Raw genomic sequence first — 26,003 nt, forward strand, 5'->3', positions numbered from 1 at the left:
AATCCCCGCCGTTGCCCCCCAGAATCGCGCCCCGTTCCGGCCACCAGCGTCGGGCGTTCAGAGTGAAAGGGGTTGCGGTTGAACGAACAGACATTGTCCATGCGCCTGGAGCGGGTGGCGGCGCACGTGCCGGCCGGTGCGCGGCTGGCTGATATCGGCTCGGATCACGGCTACCTGCCGGTGGCCCTGATGCGCCGTGGCGCGATCGCGGCGGCGGTGGCGGGCGAGATGGCCGAGACGCCGTTCCGTTCGGCGCAACGCACCGTGCGCGAAAACGATCTTGAGCAGCAGATTACCGTGCGCCTGGCCAATGGCTTGATGGCCGTCGAGCCGGCGGACGGGATCACGGCAGTTACCGTGTGCGGCATGGGCGGCGAGACCATTCGCGACATTCTCGAAGCCGGCAAGGCGCGTCTGAGCGGCCGCGAATGCTTGATCCTGCAACCCAACGGCGGCGAACAACCGCTGCGCCAATGGCTGATGGACAACGACTACCGAATCCTCTGCGAGGAAGTCCTGCGAGAGAACCGCTTCGACTACGAAATCATCGTGGCCGAGCGAGGCGAGCCGGTGACGTATACCGCCGAGGAACTGTACTTCGGGCCGCTGCAGTTGCAGGCGCGCAGTCCGGCGTTTGTCACAAAGTGGCAGCATCGGCTGCGGCATAAGCAGCAGACGCTGGCTCATTTTGGACGGGCACGGCATGGGGTGTGCGAGCGGAAGGTGCAGGATCTGAAGCAGCAGGTGCAGTGGATCACTGACGTGCTGGGGTGAAGCAGGCCCAACGCTGATATCATTCAAAGACTTTAAAGCAGGCCAAAACACCATGAACCGTCAGAAAAAACTGCAACAGCTCTTCAAGGAAAAATCCAGAAAGGCCAACGCCAAACTGGCACCCAAGAACAACAAGCCGAAGTACATCAGCAAGGCGGATCGTTTGAAGCTGGCGGCTGAGGCTGCGCCCGAATCGATCGAATCCACTGAGGCCTGATCAAACAGGGGCGCAGTGACGCTGCTGTCACTTGAGCCTGCGTCATTATGTTGTAACGACTCCGGACTCACAGGCCGTTACGGGACTATTCGACACCTGACTCCCTTGATGCTGAAGAAGCGAAGATTGGTTGGCGAGGACCAGTGAAACTCGACCTGATAGTCGACGACGCCCGACTCCCACCAGTCGAGCAATTGATCGACCGGCCTGCCTTGTTTGATGTTGACGTTCCTTAATGGAAACAACGGACGATTCACTGGGGGCGCCACATCAACGGATATTGCCTCACTTCCACTATTCGTAAAGTAGACCTGTGGTGTTTCGACGCGCTGTTCGTGCGATATCGTGATGCTGAGGTCGTGTGATCGCCACTCGCTGTCATTCGAGAGGATGGCACGCCGGCCGATGAGGCCACTGTTGTTTGTGAAGTCGTGTTTCGTAAGCAGGAGTTTTGAGACGAGTTGCTCAATGGTAAGCGAGCTGGCAGTCAACGTGATGGGTTCGTTCTGATAAACATCGACTACCGCTTCGATTGACAGTGGATCCGCGTTCGACAGCTTTTCGCTGCTCATTCCGAACTCCGGAGCAAAAATGCGCCCTGGTGCAGCGTTGCCCGCAGTCATCGAGTTACGCGTCTGCAGGGCTTCGATCTGGTAACTGCGCCATACGGGTAGCTCCGCAAGGACAATCAGGATCAATCTGCGTGCGGCCGCGTCTGTGTCATTGCGCAGTAAATGGGCGGTGATCGCTCCCTCCTTGTGCGGCCATTCGTTGGGGACGATCTCAATTTCAATTGTGTTGCCTTCCGGTTCAGCCTTGAAATTGAGTGCGAGCCACTGCTTGCTTTTCTGTAGCGATGGAATTGTTGCAGGCAGAGCACTTTTACTCATTTGTATGAAGATGTCAGGCGATAGTGCGAGATTGAAATTGTCCCTGGATGTGTTGAAATCGATGGTGTCCGATAGCTGTTTGGCGAAATCGCTTTCGGCCTTCGGGGCCATTTTGGAGTTTTCAGGTTGATCTGGCATTACAACGTCGAGATTGATTCGCAGGGAATCGCCGTTCAGGCTTTCCACTAGCGTCTCTTCGTCGCCTTCGATCGTCATGATGAGTGCGACCATCGGATCGTCGAGTCGACTGCTCAGCGGGGTAGGGCGTGAGGAGCCGATCCAGCGGTACGCGTTGGTCTCATCCTTGTCCTTACCTTCCAGGCGGCCGTGTTTGAGCGCCGTAAGACCGTATAGTCTGATCCTGTCGAGATTGGTCCAGCCAGGCACCTCTTCTATCTTGATCGGCAGCACCGCCAGCAGTTGAGGCATCTCGACTCGTTTTCGCGATGCCAGGAAAATGGAAGGCTGTGTGGTTCCTCCCATGACCCCATTCGGAATCGTGCATTGCACGATGGGAATCGCAACGGTCGGTGAATCCTTATCAAATTGGCCGATCGACTTGTCGATAATGGCTTCGAAGGTTTGAAGCTCCGGTTCGGTCACTGTGAATTCATCGTCATAGCGGCGATCAGACAAAGGTTCGAGAAAGCCGAACTGCTCGTCGTTTGGGGAAAAGCTTTCTGACACAGAAAGTGTGACCTGATCCTCGACGGCTGCAGTAGGGCCACCCATTTTCGCAATCTGCCTGTAAGCCGACATCCGAAAGAAACTGGCGGGCAGTATCCTGTTAGCCGCTTGATCACCGGTGAGGCGGGAGTAGAGATAGGCTTTGGAGTCGAAAAATACGCTTGGATCGCGTTTGAAGTCCGTTGCGATACGCGTGACCAACTGTGCCCTGACCACACCTCCGGTCGCCGTCGCTCGCGCCAGATCGATAATGGCTGCTGGAAAAATCGGCTTGCCCTGAGGGTCGACGCAAGCCGGATCGTGCATGGGCCACGCCAGTGCGGCGAGATTATTCATCAGTGCTGAATAGCCGTTAGCATCCTGGCCGTAATCATAAAGCGTCTTGAAATAGTGCGACCATTCTGATGCGGTGTTGGCCTTCGCGAGTTCTGTATTGCTGCAGTTGATCAGGCAACCAATCCACTGCAGGTAACGACGGTACATCGTGTCGGTTTTCGCGCCAAAGAGGGGATGAAACTGGAGTGGCCGGAACCCGATCGGCATTAAGGTGACTTGTGCTTTACCGGGTGCCGGGTCGACCGGCCCCTCGGGCACGATCCAGTCGTCAACGTCTACAATATCGTGCGGCAAGCGCCTGGTATCGGCGCTACTCGCCGCGCTTCCGCCAAGCAGACTGCGAAAAACCCGTGTCTCGGCCGATTCCGAGCTGTCTGCATCGATGCCATCCGATCGCCTCCTGAGATCGCCAAGCCACTCTGCGAACCCAGCCTTGATCTGCGAATCATCCGGGTCCGTTGTATCGACGTTGCGCACCACGCGACCTTCATGATCGTAAGTGTCGTCCAACGGCAACGGCTCGCCGTCATCTTTCGTGGTCAGAAGACGCACCAGGCTCCAGGAAGACGGCTCCCCTGCGGGAGTCTTATCCGCCGGCCGCTCGATGTCGAGCCGGAACTCGATTGCGTTAGAAAGCTGGTAGATGCGGTTCGCGTCACCGCTACGACTCATTACCACCGGCAGTTCCAGGTCATCTTCCGGGATGGTGTCGTTGGGAATGTTGCAGAGCCTGGACAATTTGCTCTGCACCAATGTCTTGATGTCATGAACGAATTGGCCACGCGCCACCGGCTGGAGCGAATCTCCCAACCTGAACTTGCCATCACTGCCAAGACCGGAACGGAAATCGTAGCGGACGAGGTGGGGAGCGAGAAGAATCCTGTCCGCCGCGCAAAGCTCGGCCACCGCATTCCAGGCCTCGACAAACAGTGCTTGTCGATCAGTGTTCGTACCGACGTTATTCGCTTTCAGAAAGCGTTGTCTGAAAATCAGCGTGGCGACCTCGTCTTCCGTGTATGGCGCGGTTGCCGGGCCCGAGAATCTTACTGTGAGAAACTTGAGCAATTCTTGATTCGTGCCGCTTCCAACCTTGGTGCGGACTGTCGTGGCCATTTTGATGGGAAAGTCGAGCGGGCGTGCAACGTGGAGATCCGCAAGCGTGACTTGCGCCGCACCTGAGGTGTCGTTGTGTCCGTCCAGCTCCGGCCCATGTACGTGGGCAAGGCGCGGTGACAGGGTGTAGGCCGCAGGCTGCGATGATGCGCGGTCATACAGCGCCTTGAAATGTTCTGGAATTGAAGGGAGATCCAGTTTCTTTCCATCGGTGGTCATCGCTCTGGCCGCCGTCGAAAAGTGGTAGGTGTGCAATCGGCACTTAGCGGCCGCAAAGTCCTCCTGATAGACGGGATAGAGGTTTCCTCGTCCGGTCAGATCCTCAGACGGTTCGCTTGAGGCCTGGCCGGAAAGCCGCAAATTGACGAAGCTTATAAGATCGTCCTGGAACTCCTCGGACGGCGTGACCGTTTCTATCGCCTCGTTTTTGTCGTGGACGAGCGGGTAAGTAACCTGTGCTACGGCCTCTACTCGGCTTGACGATTGGGCGAACTGGAAAGTGATGTCCCCCGCCAATCCTATGGACGGAATCAAGTACTTCTGTTCGTCTTCCGGCACAGAAGTGACAAGTTTGAGACGATGAAACTCCTCCTTGTTATTCGATCCTTCGGGCGGTATCGGATATCGGGTTTCCCAATAGGGCGGATCAGCAGAACGCTGCTGTGCGGTCAGTCGTGTGGATCTGCCGATAAGTAGAGTGACCCCGTTGCCGTTCAGGTCGGCGTCCACTTCTGGTTTTACAAAGAACAGCAGTGTTGGCAATGCTCCGCTGTCGGCAGCATCCCAAGGCAGCTCTCCCCAGAAGACAAACTGGGGCTTTACGCTCAAGCGCCTGTCGTTCTCGTTCTCCCAGTCAACCTCATAGGTGAAAAACTGCTGTAGCGTCGTTTGTTGCGCGGCCCAATCCAGGCCTTGAATCACGCGATCCAGTTCCGCGAGGAAATCGGCACGATCCTCGGCATGAGGTATCAGGCGCATGAGCGCGAAACCGTTCGGGCCGGTTGCCTTGGGGAAACCACGATAGAGGCGCAGCCGACATTGCAGCGCAACAAATGGCCGAAACTCCAGCAGAGGCGGAATCAGCGAGAGACCGGACGCTTTTGATGACGTGCGGGCGCTCAACTGGTCTGGCAAACGGACATCGACCCTCAAACGTCGGACATCAGCCAGAAAAAGGTCATTCTCGGGCATGCCGGGCGCGGCTTCACGGCGGCGCACGAAGCATACTCCGGCGGCGCGAAAGGGAAACGTCGTCAGCCCGTCGTTTACGTAGATGCGCCTTGCAAGATCCGGCATCCAGTTCAGCTCCACCTTGCCGGGAAACTGCGTATCTAGAGCGGCGAAGAAGTTTGCGATGCTGTCCTGCCCTGGTGCAACGAGGGCTGAAAAACGGAACTCCTTCAATGCCACACCAGCACTCTCGAGTGTGATCTTAAGGTCGGTGACGGTTTTCAGTTTAGCGAGATCGGATCGTGACCCCAGGCGAAGTGTATGGCCAAGCAGGCTATGAAGGCTTGCGGCCGTGCCCCCTCTTTGTGGTGCCACAACCGGGATGATGGCTGTGTCTGTCGACACTCCTGCAATCATTGAATCAGTCGCGAGAAATGTCCGACCGAGTGTCTGAGCGCGCATCATCTCGTCAGCCAGGACCTCAAGTGGCGCATTCTCCCTCAGCGCATCGTTGAGACTCTCGATGTATCCATAGGCAAAAGGCTTCCCCTGCTTCGGAGGCCGAGCGGGTTCGGGCGTGATTTTGTTCTCGCCTTCACCGTCGACTCCAGGTTTATTCAACTCGTAAAGCTCGTTGGGGTCGACGACGCTCAGGCGCTGTGACCGCTGAACGATGTCGATTTCCGACCACGCTCCACCGTCGTATTGAATGGCAACTCTTATGTCCACATCGCTGGGGAACGTAACTGGCTGGAAGCGTGCGGAGTCTGGCACTACGACTTCCGAGACCATCTTGTAGTCGACGGTATTGCCGGTATGGCCGGCGACGATCCAGTCCTTGAAGTCTTCTTCGTAGGCATCGGGTTGGCTGGCGTCAGCGATGAGCACATGCGGCCGGAAAGTGAGCCACAATCCACCTCTGGCAAGGCTCCCCCAGTCGGCAAAGAAGAGGTCTGAGGCAATCAGAAGAAGTGGGCGGCTCATTGATTACCTCAAGACGAGACGATGCCTGAATGGCATCGAGATTGATGTGCTGATGCCACGGCAAACCTTGAACCAGCCTGAACCGATACAGGCACTCGCTGACGCGCGCGCGGAAAGCATGAAGTCCAGCTGCAAGGCGACATCGTTGACTCTGGGAAGGTTGACGTCTTCCGGATCCAATCCCCAGAGAAGAGTTGCGCGCGCTTCCGCCTGCGCAATCACGCTGACGTGCGCCGAGATGATCCACCAGCGTAGCGATCCATGACCTTCTACAAGAATGCCGACTGCGCCGACGAGTCGAAGTCCTTCGAGCGATTTGCTGTCAAGGTCGAGCACCACGGCGCCTTCGGCGATGACGTAAATCCCCGCTCTCACCCAGACCTCGAAAATCCCGCCGCCGAAGCTCGCCCCCAGACCCGCCTGCAGCGCGTAACCACCGGCGAAAATAAGATATCTGTCGGTGGTGTGGACGTCTGTTGTCTTGCGATATCGAACGTAGAGGCCGCCAGAACCCTGAAACGGCGTGCAGATAGCACCGAAGGTCCGGTTCCATGCACGTATTCCGTTGGGTGTCGTCCACGGGAAACCGACATCCAGTAAAAAGCTGCCATTCGCTGCGATCTCGACCGACACCACTCCGCCCATGAAACGAAAAGAGCCGGTCTGGACCGCTGGCACCGTAAAGGAAACGATGAAGCTGTCTTCCTCGGGTCGATCGCGCTTCACATAGAGGCAGGAAATCGCGAAGGAATAGCCGAACCATTCATTGAACAGCGTGCCGCGCAGCATCAGGCCGTAGAACGCCCGATCCTGGAACAGGAATTTGCCGTCCAGAAGACCTTTCAGTACCGAAAAGCCGGCGGCGAACAACCAAGGCTCCGCGTTCTGGTTGACGTCTAGCGGGAAGATACTTTCGTCTTGAATCGATTTCGCGATGCTGGTTCTGGTTTCGTCCGAAGAACTCCAGTCGCCGGTGTCGGTGTCAATGCAGATCAGATCCTTCGCGAGCGCTGTATTCAGCGTCAGATTGTTACCGACGAGTAACCAGGAGAAATCCAGGAAGTTGTTCCCCGGCGGCACAGTTTTCGGTTCTCCATTCAGTGGGTTGCCGAAGAAGCAGACAAATCCGCGGCGTCCGGTTTTCGGCACTGAGAAGAATGCAAGCGTGAGATCCGAGAGAATGGTTTTATCCAGAATTTTCAGTTCGACGCCTTCCATGATGATCCATGGCGTTTCGGTGCCGTCCTTATAGGTTTTCTTCTCCAGCGCCAGCTTCGTGATATGCAGTTCGAGGATACGGGCGAGATCAAGATGGAAATTGTCGAAGCCGGCGGCGCAGAGTCCGATTCTTAAAGCGTCGGCCGAGAAGCCGAAGTCGGTTCCTGACAGTACCTGTCCAAGACCGAGGGAGAAGTCGAGGTTCAATTTGTCGAAAAGCTTGCCAGCCAGTTCCGGCAAATCGGCGGCGGTAAGGCGAATGTCGATGAGGAAGATGCGCTTTGGGTCGGATGTCCAATCTTTCAGAACCAATGTCTTTTCCCACCCGAACTTATTCTCCCAATCGACTCCAATGCGACGGATCTTGAGGGCAAGCTGCGGCAGGTTGAACAACTGAAAATGCGGAACGTTGACGTCGAGCTTGATGGCGGGGTAGCTGATCCGTAGCCAACTCAGATCCAGGCTCACTGTATCGGGCAGGCCGATACCCAGCCTCTCAAATGAGATCCGGCCGTTGCCGTCCGAGCTGACGTTGAAGAAATCGTTGAACTTCGAATCAAGATCAAGCTTGCCCAGCTTGATGTCTCCATCGAAATCGATCCGCGCTCCTTTTTCCGAGTCGTAAACGACTTCCGCACCTTTAAACCATATTTGTTCAATGAGGCCCGGCGGGGTGCGTGGCTCAAGAATTGCGATCTCTTTTTCGATCTCACCCCTGAAACGGATACGCGGCTCCCCTTCGTTTTTTGGGGGGACTTCCAGGCGCCCACGCAGCTTGACACTCCTCCAGTCTTTGGGCTGATCCTTGACTTTTTGGTACTGCATACCGAAGACACTTTGAAAGGAAAGCGTTGCTCCGGCATCGAAGCGCACGAGCCGACTGTCGCGCCACAAGGCGTCGATATAATCGAACTTGTAGATCGTCTCATCGTCGTCGTGCTTCAGGGCAGGCAGTTTCGGATCCTCTTGGTTCTGGTACCAGACCCGTCCGTTAAGACTGGTGCCGCTCTCATCGGCTGACTTCGACGGAGTAAGGGCGAGATAGCGGAAGCGCAGAGTAGGGGGGATGCCTGGAGGAGGAGCGGGCAGTAACGATCGAATGACCGGATGCTCGGAAAAAACGAAATCCAGGTTGAAGAGGATCAGTCCGAGCCAGGCCTTGGCTTTGATGGGTTGATCGATCACGTCGTTCAGAAAGTCTGCTGAGCGCCCTTGAATATCAATATCGCGAACCGGTTTGAGACCGAGGCTTTCGCGTTCGAAAATCTCTTTTAGCGAATAGCGTTCACTGAGTTTCAACACGGCGAGTGGAAGATCGGTTTCGGGCTCGTCGTGAGTCACCGGCATTTCGACTTTCAACTCAGGGAACCGGAGCGAGTCAGGTGCAAGGGGTTTGGCGGGTGGATGGATTGTGAAGTCGCCAGCGCCCGATTTTCGCAGAATCAGGTAGTCGGGCGCTTTTCCCGCCGGAATCTTTACCTGAACCTGGAACAAGCCGTAGTCGCGAATGACCTCATAGGCTGCGGGCTGCAAACCGTCTGCCTGAATGCTTTTGGACGCAATCGCGATTGTGCCTGCGGATTGGGCTCCGGGAGCAAAGAGCTGCGTCAGCTTCATCGTCTGGTTGCCTGCCGGACTTTCGATCAGCGAGGTATCGTGCCTGGCGGAAAGCAACTGATGCGACAACGTGGCGGCGCGAGTATTCAGCTGGGCGTAGTGCTGTTGACGAACATCGGTTGATCTGGTTACTGCGTGACGAGCGAGATTGTCTGCAATCAACGCAAGGCCGATGTTGCCGTTTTCAAACTTCCAGACATCTACACATTCAGAACCTTCAGAAACCGCAGACCCGGCCGTGTAGGCATCACCCGCTTTGGGGTGCTCAAGAAGGGTATTGAACTCTATCCACGGCAACGTGACATCGGACAGCATCTGCGGATCGACAGGCGGAAATACGGCACCGGGAAACTTGAGGGGTTTTGTTTCATGCTCACAGCACAAGTGCGCAGTTCCCTGTGATTTCACGCGCGCCTTGGCGAGCAAACCGTGAACCGGCCCGGGCACCAAACTGACGCGTACACCCTTGTCGGCAGGAAGCGATGCCGCGACCAGCAATGAACCGATCTGCTTGTCTTGATGCAGCCTCGCCGACAATGAGAGCGGCTTGCTCAGTCCTATTTCTATTGGTTTGTTGTCTGCTGACAGCAGCCCGAAAAGTGTAATCACCGGGCCATCGGTTCCGTTGGGGCCGGCCAGTGTGACGGCCGACAATATCGTACCGTTGGCATCGCCCCTCAGTTCGGCAACCAACCGATAGTTATCTGCTCGAATCGGAATCGATACTGGATTGTCGGCAGACAAAGCGGTTGCCCGATCATGGACATCCGCATTGAGAGGCAACCCGAATTTCGCCGGTTGAGAGTCAAACTCGAGTTTCAGTGTTCCGATGGGTGCTGACAGATCGATACTTTTCGCGCGCGAGCTATGCCCGCGTTCATACAACCAGTCTCTTGTGCCGTTTGGTCGCCTGGCGAGGATTCCCGTCTGAGCAGCACAGAAACTCTCTTCCAACTCAATACGCATCGCACCGAGATCGAGCACGGCACGACCCATCTCCACACTTATTGCCAAGGGTAGTTCGCTGGGTTTCAGGATATGGGTGGCTGCTGAGCCAAAACTTTGCCCAATCCTGCCTTCCTTTACAGTGACGGCATTGTTTGCTGTTGCGTTGCCTGCGAGTTGCAGCGCAGCGACAAAGAGCGAAAGTGTCCCGCTGCCTTTGCCATTTTGCTCGATCGTCAGGCGACTGATTGCCTCCGGAACGCCGTCTGCTAGTCGCCAGTGTCCACCTGTTTTCACGACACGCAGTGTGGCGCGCATGATGATCTGTGTAGATGAGGTATCGACTTTGAGTTCGAGGTCGACTTTGAGTTTGTCATTGGCGATGTGTAAGGCCCATGTCTTCACTGTGAGACCGTGAACCGCAGGGGGATTGACTGTCCCGTCCGGTCTGACAGTAAGATCGAGACCGAGAAGTGAGATGCTGGACATGAAAACTCCTTTCCCGCCTGTGCGTTATTGAGCCCAGAAAGAACCAAGGATCTGTTTGCGATGACCTACAAGCAGTACGTCGCGGTGTGCCAGCAGAATGCGTTCCGGACAAGCGTCCATCTCTGAACAGAGACTGGTTGCGTCTACCAGCTTGCCGCCGGGCGCCGCCGTTGCACCTGATTGCAACTCGATTGAGTAATAACCTTCGGGGCTCACTGTCGACTTGTCGCTCCCGTGCAACGTGATGAGGCCGCTGGCGGTAGGGTCGTTCTCCTCGCCTTTCATCGCAAGGTTGGCCTGTTCTCGCCAGAGACCAACAATCTCTATTCCGAAGATGCGCTCCATGTCCGCGACCGTAGTGCACGGAGGGACATAACGGACTCCTTCCTCGCTGCTCAAACGAACGGCGATATTTAACTCAATGTTGTTGCGCGCGCGTGCAGGCGTCGATTGCGTATACACCATAAATTCGCTGCCCTGTTTTTCACCGATGAGGCCCGCTTGTTCGGCGTAAAACCAGCTGTCTGATCTGATGGCGATTGCACGCGAACCTTCTTTTCCAGGTGGGAGTGTCACATGCAGGGTCCGGCTCGCAAGGCTGTCTGGTATCTTCCGGTCTTGTTCATCCGCGGAGCAGAAAACGCGCTTTGCGAGCTGAGAAATCGTTCTCTTCGAGATATTGCTCTTTTCCACAAACTGATAGTCGACACGAATGTTTTCCAGAAAGGGTTTGAGGATATGGACGGGATAGGTTCCTGTTCCACTCTTCACCCGACTGGAATAGGTGTCGCTCTCTTCGCCATACATGAGCGGCCATGCGCCAGGTTTGTATCGATCCTGTTCGGACATCGAGAGCAGCGTTGTCATGAAGAAGGCATTTTCTCGCCCAAGCGCGAGGCCTTTGGCGATCGATCCATCTACATCAGGTACTGTATAGGTGTACGACGACGGGAGGGTTTGCTGCTCTGTTTTTTCGTTACCGTAGGGGAGGGCTATCGAGTCGAGGCGGATCCTCATCCCGGCTCCGACATCAAGATGACAGCTACGCGCTGATTCCGGATTGTCGGGGTTCCAACAGTTTTTGTCGTTCAAACCGAGATAGGCGATGCGTTGGTTCAATGCATCGACTCCACCAGTAAGTCTTGCTGTGCACCCAGACAAAACCACTGTCGTGATCACAACAAATAGAACTCCTTTTTTCATGATTGCCTCCGTTCCAGATCAGGAAATGTTCGCCACCATCGTTTCTCTAAACAGTAGGCAAACTTCAGTCAGGTTGTAATTGACGCCCGTGAAAACTGACCAAGAACGGCAGGTCTTTTTCTAGTGATGGAACATGGATGAAACTGCTCTTTCGTGTTGCTCCTTCCAGCAGTGCTCAATATTCAAAAGTGAGCAACGATACAAAGTGCACTTTAAAAACGATTCGAGAACTGCACATCTCAGATGTAACCAGAGCCTTGTTCGATCAACTGCCGGATGCCCGCCACCTAAACGACGCTTCGACTGGCGTAGGTCACGCTATCGCGAGAAGCCTGGTCCCACGCCCAGTTGACTGTTTTGTTGAACCCAGCATTTGCCGGGTCATTGAGCTTGCCCCAGTAGGCAAACGGGTACTTGCCATGTGCGAGAGGGGAGCCTGCGACAACAATCACAACGTGTCCGTTACCCGTTTCCCTGCGCGCTCCAATCACGAACTCGCCTCTTGCAGCTGCTGAAGCAGCCCTTTGTCCAGCCTGAGCATCCGATCCCAACTCTGTCCAGCCATTGGCCGAAGTCAACTGACCAACAATGTCATTGGCCTGTCCGGTCAATGTGATTGCAAACTCTTGAGCTACTGCCTTGGCGAAGCCTGAACAATCGGAGGCGTTTTCAGGGATTTTCAAAAGCTTTTCGCAGTTTTGTTTGATTCGGTCTGCGTTTGAGAGGGGAGCGGAAAACTCGGTAATGGATTGCAGGGCGCGCGGACTCACAGTCGAGGCAAATGATTGACCTCCCCACTTCGGTATTTGTGTGCGGACAAAACCTTCAATGAAATCGGTACCCGCGTAACCAATACCCACAACACCGAAGAACATCTCGGAAGAAATGTTGGCAGCTGCATTTGCCTGGAAACCAGCTATGGTGAGAATGCCGATCCCGCCAGCGATTGCCCCGATAAAAAGACTGAAGACTAAACGAGAGACGTCCAGTCCTTCGGAACGAAGTGTCGTTCCCTCAGCCGCTGCTCCATCGCTTGCCTTTTTGAGGCCGACGATAGCGCGCAGTCCTTGGCCAAATGCGCCTGCAATGACACCGATCATGATAAGTTGCAAAAGCTCATGTCCAGCCATGGCGGTTACCTTACATCCTTGATGTTTGGTAGAGGGTAGACGAACCTTGGAATTGGTCAAAAAAACCTGTCAGCGAAGTGTTCACATATTTGTGCAGACTTGATTCATTCGAAGGTTCATGAAAAGCGAGTTCGCTGAAACGCTCTGATAAGCGGTCTGATACTTCCCGTCTGGAGAGGAGGCAGCGGCTTTTCAATCCTTGAAGTCCTGAAGCGGCGTTCTTTCTCAACCACCAGGCTGCACCGGCTTCGCCAGCTCAATCCCCGCCGCCCCCAGCCGCTTGAGAATCTCGAACAGCAAATCACTCTTGGTCGTCCCGACAATCCTCGGGCTGGCGACATAACCGGTCACCGTCAACGTAATCCCGTCCGGCGTCAGTTTGCTGAAGCGCACGAACGGCGCCGGTTTTTCGAGGATGGTTTCGTGTTCCTTGTAGGTGTCGAAGAGCAGGTTCTGCACCTGTTCGGGATCGATATCCAGCGGGAACATCAGCTCCAGCGTCGCCACGCCCTGGGCGCTGCCGCCGAGGGTGACGTTGCGCAGGTTCTGCGAGATCAGTTGCGAGTTCGGCACGATCACGATCGAGCGGTCGCTGAGCTGGATTTCGGTGGCGCGCACGTTGATCCGGCGGATGTCGCCCTCGACGCCGCTGATACTGATCAGGTCGCCGACCTTGACCGGGCGTTCGGTGAGCAGGATCAGCCCGGAGACGAAGTTCTTCACGATCTCCTGCAAGCCGAAGCCGATGCCCACCGACAGGGCGCTGACGATCCACGCCAGGTTGGTCCATTGCACGCCCAGCGATGACAGGGTCAGCAGGATCACCACCGCATAACCGATGTTGGAGAACAGCGTGCTGAGCGAGGCGCACATGCCCGGATCCATGTCGGTCTTGGGCAGGAACTCGTTGTCGAGCCAGCGGCGCAGGGCCCGGATCAGGTAGATGCCGATCAGCAGGGCCAGCATCGCGTTGAGCAAATGGCCGGGGACGATGTTCAGTTTGCGCAGACCGGCGCCGCCGAGGATCGTGCCGATGTTGTTGGCCAGTTGGCCCAGGGTGGTGCCGATCCCGCCGACGAACAGCGTGATCACCGCCAACAGCAACAGCGCAGCCCGACCGAAGCCGGCCAGCAGGGTCGAGGCCTGTTCGAGACGCCGATCACCCACGCCGAGCAGTTGTTTCAGCGCCTTGCCGCTGGAATGGCGGGGCGAGAAGAAGTATTCGCAGCTGTCCTTGAGCAACTGCATCAGCAGGTAAAAGCCGGAAAACACGATAAACGCCCACACCAGTTCGTAGGTGATGAACCGCGCGAGCGACACATACCCCGTCAGCAGGGCGCCGAACGACAGCACCATCGCCAGGGTGGCCACGGTGTAAATCACCCCGGCAAAGGTGTTGCCCGCGACCTGCGTATCCCCGGCCGCCACCAAAACCTTGCGCACTCTGCCGACACGCATCAGCAACGTCGTGACGATGCCCAGCACCACGATCGCAATCACTCCGCGCCCGGCGATCACGATCTGGCTGCTCATGCCGGAGGCATTGCTGACCTGCACCGACGTCACCAGTACCAGCAGCGTCGCGGCCAGGATCCGCGCGAACGGTTGCAGCGTGTCTGCCACCTCGTCGGCCACCGCCGGCAGCCGCCATGACGGATGCTCGGTGGACAGCAAGGCGCGGCTCAGGCCGGTGATCAGCACGCAGGCGTAAACGACTTTTTCGAACTCATCGGAAAACGTCGCCACCATCGGCGGCAACGGCACGTGCCGGGTGCACGCGTAGTAAAACAATTCCAGGGCGATGGCGGTGGTCGCGAGTGTTGCCAGGGCCGAGGCAAACGCCAGTGAACTGCGACGCAGCCGACCCTCCGGCATGCGATGAATACACACCCAGGCCATCCAGCGGCCAGCGAGCCGCCGTCCAAACGTCCAGACGATGAACGCCAATATCACCAGCAGGGCGGTGTAAAAACGCTGGCCGGGTTGCCAGGCTTCGGCGCCGGTCTGTTGTACCTGTTCGACGAAAAACCGCAGGCGCTGGCGGTCATCCTCCGAAGGATTGAAAAGAGGCGTCCAGAAACCGGGATTCAGAATGCTGTGGGTGCTGAGCGTCAGTTCGCTTTCGAGCAACGTGCGGCGGATGCCGGCGATCTGGGTGATCAGGTCCGTGGCGCTTTGCTTGAGGGTGGCGAGGTTCTTCAGCGCGGTATCGACTTTGGTTTTCTGCTCGATCAGCGTCGCCCGTTGCGCGGCGATATCGGCTTGTTCGGCGGCAACCGCTTCGGCCGGCGCGGCACCGAGCACACCCAGTTGCACGGTCAGTTGCGCCTGTTGCGGCAACAGCGAGGCCGACAGCCGATCGATGTCCAGAATGAACGTCTGCACCCGGTCCTGCGGGCCTTCGAGTTGGTTGTAATTATTGGCGGACGAAATCTGCTGCTTGAGGCCGTCGAGGCGCAGTTGCAGGGCTTGCAGATCGCTTTGAGTGACGCCTGGGAGTGGGGCACCGGTGCTGACGTCCGGGGTGCCGGACAAGTCGGCGGCCGACACCGCCACGAGCCCCGAACCGAGCACGATCAGGGCGACGAACATCAATGACTTCAATGCATTACGCATGGGACTGGCCGATTCCGGTTGATCACACAAGCATTGAGGTTAGGTGATCGGGCGCCTGCTGCATCATTTTCTGCTGCTAATCCTGGCTTAATGCGTGTCCGGTGAGATCGCCGGGCAGCCGATTGTAGGCGCTCGTTTTCACGACTAGACTCCCGGCCATGAAACGCTATCTGCGGTTTTGTCTCGTTTTCCTGATCAGCCTGGCGCTTCCCCTCAGCGGGATGGCGGGCGTGCAGGCACCGACAGAACCGTGCCCGATGCAAACAATGGGCATGGCGATGATGGACGGCATGAACATGGATTGCTGCAAGGACATGAAGAGTCCTGTCGACCATGGTTCCCCCTGCAAACCCGGCCAGGAGTGCAAGACCGGCGGCCTGCTGCAAGTCGCGATCCTCAAGCCGCCCGTTACCGTGTTCAGTCCTGTCACGCATTCGTTCTTCAGTGATTCCCTGCCCGTAGCGGCCCCGTCCGGGGTCTGGCGACCGCCCCGCACCTGATTCCTGTCCCCCCTTGAAGCTCATTCCGCCCAGGCGGAGTGATTTGGCTGTGCGCGTGTTTTACGCCGCGCGCAGTGGACGATCACAGGAATCGTAAACATGACATTCAAGTGCAATTGCACGGGTTGGCCTCTGGTGGCCGGCCTTGCGGCAAGCGTGCTCGCGTGGCCGGGTTTGGCCGCCGCGCTGACGCTCGATCAAGCGCTGCGGCTGGCCGAAAACAATGCGCCGTCGCTGACCGCACAGGATCAGAAAATCCAGGTCGCCAGCAGCGCGGCCATTCCGGCGGGCGAATTACCCGATCCCAAACTGGTGCTCGGACTGCAGAACTACCCCGTGGGCGGCCCGGATCGCTGGAGCGTCGATCAGGACTTCATGACCATGCAAATGGTCGGTTACCGGCAGGAGATGCCCAACGCAGACAAGCGCAAGGCGCGTATCAAAGTTGCCGACGCAGCCGTTGAGCGCGCGGCGGCCGAGCGCAGGGTCGAGCGTTTGAAGGTGCGTCAGGCGACGGCGCTGGCTTGGATCAGCGGCTATTCGGTCGAGCGCAAAGAGGCGTTGTTCCAGGACTTGTTCAAGGAAAACCGTCTGCTGAGCGAGACCGTCCGGGCGCAGATTGCCGGTGGCCGCGCGCAACCTGCGGATGCGGTGACGCCGAAGCAGGAAGCGGCCCGACTCGCCGAGCAACAGGACAACCTGACCCTCGAGCGCACCCAGGCGCGAGCCGCGCTCAAACGCTGGATCGGCGCCGCCGCCAACGACAAGCCCGAAGGCGGTTTGCCCGTGTGGCCGGTCGATGCCTCAACTTTCAATCATCAACTGCAACACCACCCCGAGCTGGCCGCTTTCGCCCCCACGACCCGCGAAGCCCAGGCCAGGGTGCAAGAGGCGGTGTCGGAGAAAAAGTCCGACTGGAGCTGGGAAGTGGATTACCAGCACCGGGGTCGGGAGTTTGGCGACATGGTCAGCGTGCAGTTTTCCTGGGATCTGCCGCTGTTTCCCGAGACGCGGCAGAACCCGAAAATCGCCGCCAGACAGGCCGAACTCAGCCAGCTGCAAGCCGAGCGCGAAGCCCTGTCCCGCGAGCACACTGAGCAGCTTGAGAACCAGTTGGCCGACTACCAGCGCCTCGATCGGGCGGTGCTCCGCACTGAGCAAAGCCTGGTGCCGCTGGCCAGAGAGAAAGTCGATCTGAGCCTGGCCAGTTATCGCGCCGGCCAGGGCGATTTGAATGCGGTGGTCAGCGCCCGCCGCGAACTCATCGAGGCCCGCCTCAAACAGATCGACATGGAAGAACAGCGCGCGCTGACCGCTGCGCGCCTGCATTTCGCTTATGGGGAGACCAGCCTGTGAACCTTAAACAATGGAACGGTGTGTGGCTGGCCGGCCTCGCGCTGGCGGTGGGTGTGGGTGGCGGTTACGGATTGGCCTATCAACGAATGAATGGTGGAACGGCTGCAGCTCCGGCGCCGAGCACCGAGCCCAAGGCCTTGTACTGGTACGACCCGATGTACCCGCAGCAGAAGTTCGACAAGCCGGGCAAATCACCCTTCATGGACATGCAACTGGTGCCGCGATACGCCAGCGGCGGGGAGGGCAGTGCGACCGTCAGCATTGATCCAGGGTTGAGTCAGAACCTCGGTCTGCGTGTGGCGCCGGTCAGTCGCGGCGCCTTCACCTCGAGCCTCGATGTGAGCGGTGTGCTGGCGTTCAACGAGCGCGATGTCGCGGTGATCCAGGCGCGCACCAACGGGTTTGTCGAGCGGGTCTACGCCCGTGCGCCGGGGGATGTGCTCACGGCTGGCGCGGCGTTGGCTGACATTCTCGTGCCGGAATGGACGGCGGCCCAGAGCGAGTTTCTGGCGCTCAGGCGCAGCGGCGATGCCGACCTGATCGCGGCAGCGCGCCAGCGGTTGGGTCTGACCGGGATGCCAGCAAGCTTGATCGCTCAAGTGGAGCGAAGCGGCAAGGTGCAGCCCGAACTGACGGTCACCAGCCCTTTGGGTGGTGTACTGCAAGAACTCGACGTGCGGGCGGGCATGACCGTGGCGAGCGGTGAAACTCTGGCGCGGGTCAACGGGCTGAACAGTGTCTGGCTTGCCGTGGCGGTGCCGGAATCGGAGACCGGTTCAGTTGCCGTGGGGCATGCCGTTGAAGCGCGCCTGCCGGCCTTTCCCGGCAGAGTATTCAACGGAACGGTCAGCGCGATTCTGCCGGACACCAACCCGGACAGCCGCACCCTGCGCGTGCGGGTGGAGCTGGCGAATGCCGATGGCCGATTGCGGCCGGGGATGACGGCGCAAGTGCGGCTGAACCGATCGACCGGGCAAGACAATCTGTGGGTGCCGAGTGAAGCCGTCATCCGCACCGGCAAGCGCGCCTTGGTCATGCTCGCCGAAGACGCGGGGCACTATCGCCCGGTGGAGGTGCGGCTCGGCCAGGAAAGCGACGGCAGAACGGTGATCCTCCAAGGCCTGGCAGAAGGGCAGAACGTCGTGACCTCCGGCCAGTTTCTGCTCGATTCCGAGGCCAGTCTCAAGGGCATCGTCGCCGAGCCGCTTGAAACGGGCGGGAACGTTTCGGGGAGCCAGCCATGATCGCCGCGCTGATTCGCTGGTCCGTCGCCAACCGTTTTCTGGTGCTGCTGGCGACGTTGTTTGTCACGGGGTGGGGCATGTGGTCGGTGCAGAGCACGCCGATCGATGCGCTGCCGGATCTGTCCGATGTGCAGGTGATCATCCGCACGCCGTACCCCGGACAGGCGCCGCAGATTGTCGAGAATCAGGTGACCTATCCGCTGACCACCACCATGCTCTCGGTGCCGGGGGCGAAAACCGTACGCGGTTATTCGTTCTTCGGTGACAGCTTCGTTTACGTGCTGTTCGAGGACGGCACCGATCAATACTGGGCGCGCTCGCGGGTGCTGGAATACCTGAGTCAGATCCAGAGTCGCCTGCCGGCCAGTGCCAAACCGGCGTTGGGCCCGGATGCCACCGGCGTTGGCTGGATCTATCAATACGCGTTGGTGGATCGCAGCGGCGGGCATGATCTGGCGCAGCTTCGGGCGTTGCAGGACTGGTTCCTCAAGTTCGAACTCAAGACCCTGCCCAACGTCGCCGAGGTCGCTACCGTCGGCGGCATGGTCAAGCAGTATCAGGTGCAGCCCGATCCGGTGCGGCTGGCCAGCCTCGGCATCACCCTGGCGCAGGTGCGCGAAGCCATCGGCAAGACCAATCAGGAAACCGGTGGCGCCGTGCTGGAAATGGCCGAAACCGAATTCATCGTGCGTGCTTCCGGCTATTTGAAGACGCTTGATGATTTTCGGGCGATCCCGCTCAAACTCGGTGCTGGCGGGGTGCCGGTGACCCTGGGCGATGTCGCAACGGTTCAGACCGGGCCGGAAATGCGCCGGGGCATCACCGAGCTGGACGGCCAGGGCGAAACCGTCGGCGGCGTGGTGATCCTGCGCAGCGGCAAGAACGCCCGCGAGACCATTGCGGCGGTCAAGGCCAAACTCGATGACATGAAAAGCAGCCTGCCGCCCGGCGTGGAGATCGTCACCACCTACGATCGCAGCAAGCTGATCGATCGGGCCGTGGAAAACCTCAGCCACAAACTGCTGGAAGAGTTCATCGTCGTCGCGCTGGTCTGCGGGATCTTCCTCTGGCACTTGCGCTCTTCGCTGGTGGCGATCATTTCGCTGCCGGTGGGCGTGTTGATCGCCTTCATCGTGATGCGTTATCAGGGCTTGAACGCCAACATCATGTCGCTGGGCGGGATCGCCATCGCCATTGGTGCGATGGTCGATGCGGCGGTGGTGATGATCGAAAACGCCCACAAGAAAATCGAGGCGTGGCACGCGGCCAATCCGGGGCAGGCGCTCAAAGGCGAGCGTCATTGGCAGGTGGTGACCGACGCGGCGGCGGAGGTGGGGCCGGCGCTGTTTTTCTGCCTGCTGATCATCACGCTGTCGTTCATTCCGGTTTTTACCTTGCAGGCCCAGGAAGGGCGGCTGTTCGGCCCGCTGGCGTTTACCAAGACCTACGCCATGGCGGCGGCAGCGGGACTTTCGGTGACGCTGGTGCCGGTGCTGATGGGCTACTGGATCCGTGGGCAAATTCCGGATGAGCGACGCAATCCGCTCAACCGCTGGCTGATCCGGATCTACCAGCCGGCGCTGGATGCGGTGTTGCGCCGGCCGAAGTTCACTTTGCTGGTGGCACTGTTGGTGTTTGTCAGCGCGGCCTGGCCGATTTCGCGGCTCGGTGGTGAATTTCTCCCGTCGCTGGACGAGGGTGATCTGCTGTACATGCCTTCGGCCTTGCCGGGTTTGTCGGCGCAAAAGGCCGCGCAGCTGTTGCAGCAGACCGATCGGCTGATCAAGACCGTGCCCGAGGTCGAGCACGTGTTCGGCAAGGCTGGCCGCGCGGAAACCGCTACCGACCCGGCGCCGCTGGAGATGTTCGAAACCACCATCCAGTTCAAGCCCCACGATCAATGGCGCCCGGGCATGACCCCGGAAAAACTCGTGGAAGAACTGGATCGCGTGGTGCGGGTGCCGGGCCTGACCAACATTTGGATTCCGCCGATTCGCAACCGCATCGACATGCTCGCCACCGGGATCAAAAGCCCGATCGGCGTGAAGGCCGCCGGCAACGATCTGGCGCAGATCGACGCCGCGACCCAGGCTGTCGAGCGGGTGGCCAAAGGTGTGCCCGGCGTCAGTTCGGCATTGGCCGAGCGCCTGACCGGTGGCCGCTACATCGACGTGGATATCGACCGCAACGCCGCCGGCCGCTACGGGCTGAACATCAGCGATGTGCAATCCATCGTGGCCGGTGCCATTGGCGGGGAAAACGTCGGGGAAACCATCGAGGGGCTGGCGCGGTTTCCGATCAACATCCGTTATCCACGAGAGTGGCGTGATTCGCCCGGCGCGCTGGAGCAATTGCCGATCTACACGCCTTCCGGCAGCCAGATCACCCTTGGCATGCTGGCGAAGATCAAGGTCACGGACGGCCCGCCGATGCTCAAGAGCGAGAATGCCCGGCCGTCCGGTTGGGTGTACATCGACGTGCGGGGGCGGGATATCGCTTCGGTGGTGGCCGATCTGCGTCGCGCGGTCAGCGAACAGGTGAAGTTGCAGCCCGGCATGAGCCTGAGCTATTCGGGGCAGTTCGAGTTTCTGGAGCGGGCCAACGCGCGGCTGAAACTGGTAGTGCCGGCGACGTTGCTGATCATCTTCGTGCTGCTCTACCTGACGTTCGCTCGCTTCGACGAGGCGCTGCTGATCATGGCCACGTTGCCGTTCGCGTTGAGCGGCGGTGCGTGGTTCCTGTATCTGCTGGGCTACAACCTGTCGGTTGCGACCGGGGTCGGGTTCATTGCATTGGCGGGGGTTTCGGCCGAATTCGGCGTGATCATGCTGCTCTACCTGAAAAACGCCTGGGCCGAGCGCGAAGGCCTCGGCGACCACTCCGAACGCGGGCTGATCGCGGCGATTCGCGAAGGCGCCGTGCAACGTGTGCGCCCCAAGGCGATGACCGTAGCCGTGATCATCGCCGGCCTGTTGCCGATTCTGCTGGGCAGCGGCACCGGCAGCGAAGTCATGAGCCGCATCGCCGCGCCCATGGTGGGCGGCATGGTCACGGCGCCGCTGTTGTCCCTGTTTGTCATTCCGGCGGCGTATCGCCTGATGCGCCGTCGGCAGTTGCCCGCTGAAAACAAGTCACTTGAAAGCGATGGTGCTTCCATCCAGCCGTAACCCGGTGACGAAAAAAAACCGGTGCGAACGTTCGCACCGGTTTTTTTATTGTGGGGTTTGGTCATCAGATCGACCGCTGATTGACCCGCTGCATCAATTCCTCCGCCGACTCCTTGCGCTCGGAATAACGATCCACCAGGTCCGGGCGATCACGCAGCAACAGCGTGAATTTCACCAATTCTTCCATCACGTCCACCACCCGGTCATACAGCGCCGAGGGTTTCATGCGGTTGCCTTCGTCGAATTCCAGATAAGCCTTGGGCACCGACGACTGATTGGGGATGGTGAACATGCGCATCCAGCGGCCCAGCACGCGCAGTTGATTGACCACGTTGAAGGATTGCGAACCGCCACAGACCTGCATCACCGCCAGGGTTTTGCCCTGAGTGGGACGCACCGCGCCGAGGGCCAGCGGCACCCAGTCGATCTGCGCCTTGAACACCGCCGACATCGCGCCGTGACGTTCCGGTGAGCACCAGACCTGGCCTTCGGACCATTGCATCAGCTCGAGCAGTTCCTGGACTTTCGGGTGATCGCCCGGCGCATCGTCCGGCAGCGGCAGACCCGAAGGATTGAAGATTCGCGTCTCGGCACCGAAGTGCTCCAGCAACCGTGCGGCTTCTTCGACCAGCAAACGGCTGAAGGAGCGCGGACGGGGCGAGCCGTACAGCAACAGGATGCGCGGCTTGTGCGCGCCTTCGTCACGCGTGGTTGTTTGAACCAGTGAGGGATCGAGGTTGGGCAGGTCGGTCATGTTGGCTCCGGTTACAGCGTGCTGATGCGGTCGAGCTCGCGCTTGAGGGCATCACGGTCAAGTTGGGCGAAGGGCAGGGCGAGGAAGGCCCGGCAGCGGGTTTCGATTTGGGCGAGGGTGGCGTGGAAAGCTGCGTCGATGGTGCGTTCATCGCCGACCACGTCCGACGGGTCTTCCAGCCCCCAATGGGCTTTCAGCGCCGGGCCGAAATACACGGGACAGGCTTCACCGGCGGCCTTGTCGCACACGGTGATGACGATGTCCGGCGGGTTGTCTTCGAAGGCCTCGTTGCCCTTGCTGCTCAACCCGGCGATGGAAATACCGGCCGCCTGCAACGTGGTCAGGCTGCGCGGCAGCACCTGGCCCTTGGGGAAACTGCCGGCGCTGACTGCTTCGAAACCGGCCGGCGCCAGATGGTTGAACATCGCCTCCGACAGAATGCTTCGGCAGCTGTTGGCGGTGCACATGAATAGAACGCGCATGATGATTCCTCTTTCCAGACAGGCGTTAAACGCTCAGGCGCAGGGCCAGGGCAGACAAGGTGATGAACAGAATCGGCAAGGTCAGAACCACGCCGGTCTTGAAGTAATAACCCCAGGTGATGCGGATCCCCTTGCGCTCCAGCACGTGCAGCCAGAGCAGCGTCGCCAGACTGCCGATGGGGGTGATTTTCGGGCCCAGGTCGGAGCCGATGACGTTGGCGTAAATCATCGCCTCGCGTATCACGCCGACGGCATCACTGGCCTGGATCGACAACGCGCCCACCAACACCGTCGGCATGTTATTCATCGCGGACGACAGCAGGGCGGTCAGAAAACCCGTGCCCAGCGCCGCGCCCCAGAGCCCGGTGCCGGCCAGATAATTCAGTGCCGCCGCCAGATAGCCCGTCAGCCCGGCGTTCTTCAGCCCGTACACCACCAGGTACATGCCGAGCGAAAAAATCACGATCTGCCAAGGGGCTTCGCGCAGTACACGCCGGGTCGAAATCACATGACCCCGCGCCGCTACCGCGAACAGCAATGCGGCGCAGACTGCAGCAATCGCACTGATCGGAATGCCCAGCGGTTCTAGGGCGAACAGACCGATCAGGAGCAGCCCCAAGACGATCCAGCCGACACGGAAAGTCAGCTCGTCGCGGATGGCCAGTCGCGGATCCTGCAAGTCATCCAGTGAGTAATGTGTGGGTATGTCACGCCGGAAAAACCAGTACAGCACCCCCAGAGTGGAGGCCACAGCAACCGCGTTGACCGGCACCATCACCGAGGCGTATTCGCTGAAGCCCAGGCCGAAATAATCGGCGGAAACGATGTTGACCAGGTTGGACACCACCAGCGGCAGGCTTGCGGTATCGGCAATGAAGCCGGCCGCCATGACGAACGCCAAGGTGGAAGCCGCCGAGAAGCGCAGGGCGAGCAGTATCGAAATCACAATCGGCGTCAGAATCAGCGCCGCGCCATCGTTGGCAAACAGCGCAGAAACGGCCGCGCCCAACAACACCGTAAAGGCGAACAGACGCCGGCCATCGCCCTTTGCCCAACGGGCGACGTGCAACGCGGCCCACTGGAAAAAACCGGCTTCGTCGAGCAACAGGCTAATGATGATGACGGCAATGAACGTCGCGGTCGCGTTCCAGACAATGCCCCACACCGTGGGAATATCGCCCAGGGTCACAACCCCGCTCAGCAACGCCAGCACCGCGCCGAGCGTCGCACTCCAGCCGACACCCAGCCCCTTCGGCTGCCAGATGACCAGCACGATGGTGAACAGAAAAATGGCAAAAGAAAAAAACATGGGAATCCCGAAAGCCTGAGGCTTAGCAGCAAGCGGAGGTGTTGAGCGGGCGATCGCCCATGGCCGCCAGCCGCGCGCTGTTTTCTTCCAACCAGACGGTGTTGGCAGCGAGCGTGGTTTCAAGCAGCGTGCGAATCCATGCCGGCAAATCAGGGTTGAGCCGGTAATAAACCCACTGGCCCTGACGGCGATCCAGCAACAGCCCGCAGGTGCGCAGTTGCGCGAGATGGCGGGAGATTTTTGGCTGACTGTCGTCCAGCGCGCAGACCAGTTCACAGACACACAGCTCACCTTCACGGGTGATCAGCAGCGTGGCCCGGGCGCGGGTTTCGTCGGCGAGGCATTTGAAAACGGAGGCGGGGTTGAGCATGACGATGCCTTCAGTACATATGGTTGTCCGAATATACGGATATCCATATGTATTGGGCAAGTCTTCTTTTGATGAAGTGGCAGCTCTCGACCGAAGGTGTGTTTAGCGCAGGCGCCTCAACGCTTGCTGAACGCCAACCGCGCGGCAAACAACACGAAAATCATCCCGGTGGTGCGATCCATCCAGCGAATTACCTTCTCCCGGCGCAGAAAACTGGACAGCGGCTGCGTCGCGCCAATCAACACCAGCGACCAGATCAGCCCGAGCACCACGTGAATGCTCACCAGCCCGAATGTCCACGGCACCAGCGGCTGACCTTGCGGAATGAACTGCGGCAGAAACGACACGTAGAAAATCCCGATCTTCGGATTCAGCACATTCCCCAGCATTCCCTTGAAAAACCAGTTCGCCCCCGGCTTGCCGTCGGCCTCGGCCGGTGACAGCGAGCGGCGAGGGCGCAGCAGCATGTTCAACCCCAGCCACGACAGATACGCCGCGCCGCAATACTTCAACAGGTTGTAGGCCAGCTCCGACACCGCAATCAACGCCCCCAACCCAAACGCCACCGCCGCACCCCACAACAGGCAACCAGCATTGATCCCCAACGCCGCGCGCAAGGCCTGCTGCTTGCCTTCGACGGTGGCGGTGCGCAGCACCAGCGCGGTGTCGAGACCGGGCGTCAGAGTCAGCAACGTGGCGGCGAGGGTGAAGGCGAGAAGGTTGTCGGCGATGGACATGGCGCGTGGGTTCCCTGTTCTGGATGGAGGGAACGGTAGCGGTTTCAGGCGGGGGGATCCAGCAGGGAGATCAGGCGCGGTTCGATGCGATCGGGTTGTATATCGAGGATCGCCAGCGTGACCGGCAACTTGAAACGCCGAGGGCCGGCGCTGCCGGGGTTTACGTAGAGACGGTCACCGCGCCATTCGATGCGGGGTTTGTGGGAGTGACCGGTGATGATGAGCTTGATGCCCGGATCGAGATCGGCGGGGACGTCGGCGATGTCGTGGACGAGGAGGGTTGGCCAGCCGTTGAGGGTGAAGGTCAGGAGGTCGGGCAGGTTTTCGGCGCACGGGCTGTTGAGGTCGTTGTTGCCGCGCACGGCGTGGACGGGGGCAATTTTGGCCAGTTGGGCGAGGATGTCCGGATTGCCGATGTCGCCGGCGTGGATGATCTGATCACAGCCCTGGAGCGCGGCGAGGGCTTCGGGGCGGAGGAGGTTGTGGGTGTCGGAGATTAGGGCGGTTTTCATGGGGGGCTCACCGTTGGTGGTTCGGGTCGGAGCGGCTACTTTTGGCCAAAAGTGGCTGTTGCAGATGTCTCCAGGTTGCTCTTCAGTGCTCAGTAGCCAGCTCACTGGCATCCACTGTCACGGGGCAGGCCTATAGCGACTTTAGTCGCTGTCGAAAACGAAAATTAATGCAGGTAGTATGCA

At 59.1% G+C, this 26,003-nt stretch carries 17 protein-coding genes; 6 read left to right on the forward strand and 11 right to left on the reverse strand.

The window, feature by feature from the left end:
* Nucleotides 1-78 precede the first annotated feature (78 nt).
* Together AC1Q9F_RS00985 and AC1Q9F_RS00990 are read left to right on the forward strand one after the other, a co-directional pair.
* On the forward strand, nt 79-774 hold the full coding sequence (locus AC1Q9F_RS00985; RefSeq protein WP_492619285.1) for a tRNA (adenine(22)-N(1))-methyltransferase: 696 nt from the start codon (nt 79-81) through the stop codon (nt 772-774).
* Between the two features lie 52 nt (nt 775-826).
* Nucleotides 827-991 (forward strand): DUF2986 domain-containing protein, encoded by a 165-nt coding sequence (locus AC1Q9F_RS00990; RefSeq protein WP_492619284.1) that lies wholly within the window; start codon nt 827-829, stop codon nt 989-991.
* Nucleotides 992-1,068: 77 nt separating this feature from the next.
* Here AC1Q9F_RS00990 and AC1Q9F_RS00995 read toward each other — a convergent pair whose 3' ends face one another.
* From AC1Q9F_RS00995 to AC1Q9F_RS01015, 5 genes are all read right to left on the reverse strand, one after another.
* Nucleotides 1,069-6,171, reverse strand: a complete 5,103-nt coding sequence (locus tag AC1Q9F_RS00995) for a hypothetical protein (protein WP_492619283.1) — start codon at nt 6,169-6,171, stop codon at nt 1,069-1,071.
* A 3-nt stretch (nt 6,172-6,174) separates the two neighbouring features.
* Nucleotides 6,175-10,440, reverse strand: a complete 4,266-nt coding sequence (locus tag AC1Q9F_RS01000) for a hypothetical protein (RefSeq protein ID WP_492619282.1) — start codon at nt 10,438-10,440, stop codon at nt 6,175-6,177.
* A 24-nt stretch (nt 10,441-10,464) separates the two neighbouring features.
* On the reverse strand, nt 10,465-11,643 hold the full coding sequence (locus tag AC1Q9F_RS01005) for a hypothetical protein (protein WP_492619281.1): 1,179 nt from the start codon (nt 11,641-11,643) through the stop codon (nt 10,465-10,467).
* A gap of 287 nt (nt 11,644-11,930) precedes the next feature.
* Entirely contained in the window at nt 11,931-12,773 is an 843-nt protein-coding gene (locus tag AC1Q9F_RS01010) for a hypothetical protein (RefSeq protein WP_492619280.1), read from the reverse strand.
* A gap of 225 nt (nt 12,774-12,998) precedes the next feature.
* On the reverse strand, nt 12,999-15,389 hold the full coding sequence (locus AC1Q9F_RS01015; protein WP_492619279.1) for a DUF3772 domain-containing protein: 2,391 nt from the start codon (nt 15,387-15,389) through the stop codon (nt 12,999-13,001).
* 158 nt (nt 15,390-15,547) lie between these two features.
* On the opposite strand from AC1Q9F_RS01015, the gene AC1Q9F_RS01020 reads away from it, so the two are divergent.
* The 4 genes from AC1Q9F_RS01020 (at nt 15,548) to AC1Q9F_RS01035 (ending at nt 21,656) form a co-directional block, all read left to right on the forward strand.
* On the forward strand, nt 15,548-15,889 hold the full coding sequence (locus AC1Q9F_RS01020; protein WP_492619278.1) for a hypothetical protein: 342 nt from the start codon (nt 15,548-15,550) through the stop codon (nt 15,887-15,889).
* A gap of 99 nt (nt 15,890-15,988) precedes the next feature.
* Entirely contained in the window at nt 15,989-17,245 is a 1,257-nt protein-coding gene (locus tag AC1Q9F_RS01025) for a TolC family protein (RefSeq protein ID WP_492619277.1), read from the forward strand.
* A complete protein-coding gene (locus AC1Q9F_RS01030) occupies nt 17,242-18,489 on the forward strand; it encodes an efflux RND transporter periplasmic adaptor subunit (protein WP_492619276.1) in 1,248 nt (415 codons plus the stop codon). The genes AC1Q9F_RS01025 and AC1Q9F_RS01030 overlap by 4 nt, the downstream gene beginning before the upstream one ends.
* Nucleotides 18,486-21,656, forward strand: coding sequence for an efflux RND transporter permease subunit (locus AC1Q9F_RS01035; protein ID WP_492619275.1), 3,171 nt, complete (start codon nt 18,486-18,488; stop codon nt 21,654-21,656). The genes AC1Q9F_RS01030 and AC1Q9F_RS01035 overlap by 4 nt, the downstream gene beginning before the upstream one ends.
* Nucleotides 21,657-21,720: 64 nt before the next feature.
* On the opposite strand, the gene arsH is transcribed toward AC1Q9F_RS01035, so the two are convergent.
* The 6 genes from arsH to AC1Q9F_RS01065 all read right to left on the reverse strand — a co-directional run bounded on the left by arsH (nt 21,721) and on the right by AC1Q9F_RS01065 (nt 25,820).
* Nucleotides 21,721-22,410 (reverse strand): arsenical resistance protein ArsH, encoded by a 690-nt coding sequence (gene arsH / locus AC1Q9F_RS01040; RefSeq protein ID WP_492619274.1) that lies wholly within the window; start codon nt 22,408-22,410, stop codon nt 21,721-21,723.
* Between the two features lie 11 nt (nt 22,411-22,421).
* The gene (locus AC1Q9F_RS01045; RefSeq protein ID WP_492619273.1) at nt 22,422-22,892 is read right to left on the reverse strand and encodes an arsenate reductase ArsC; all 471 of its coding nucleotides are present in this window, start codon (nt 22,890-22,892) and stop codon (nt 22,422-22,424) included.
* A 25-nt stretch (nt 22,893-22,917) separates the two neighbouring features.
* A complete protein-coding gene (locus AC1Q9F_RS01050; RefSeq protein ID WP_492619272.1) occupies nt 22,918-24,201 on the reverse strand; it encodes an arsenic transporter in 1,284 nt (427 codons plus the stop codon).
* Between the two features lie 22 nt (nt 24,202-24,223).
* On the reverse strand, nt 24,224-24,571 hold the full coding sequence (locus AC1Q9F_RS01055) for a metalloregulator ArsR/SmtB family transcription factor (protein WP_011333823.1): 348 nt from the start codon (nt 24,569-24,571) through the stop codon (nt 24,224-24,226).
* A 116-nt stretch (nt 24,572-24,687) separates the two neighbouring features.
* A complete protein-coding gene (locus tag AC1Q9F_RS01060; protein WP_492619271.1) occupies nt 24,688-25,308 on the reverse strand; it encodes a LysE family translocator in 621 nt (206 codons plus the stop codon).
* A gap of 44 nt (nt 25,309-25,352) precedes the next feature.
* Entirely contained in the window at nt 25,353-25,820 is a 468-nt protein-coding gene (locus AC1Q9F_RS01065; RefSeq protein WP_207985998.1) for a metallophosphoesterase family protein, read from the reverse strand.
* Between the last annotated feature and the right edge of the window lie 183 nt (nt 25,821-26,003).

Source organism: Pseudomonas sp. GW823-FHT04A03 (assembly GCF_058796615.1).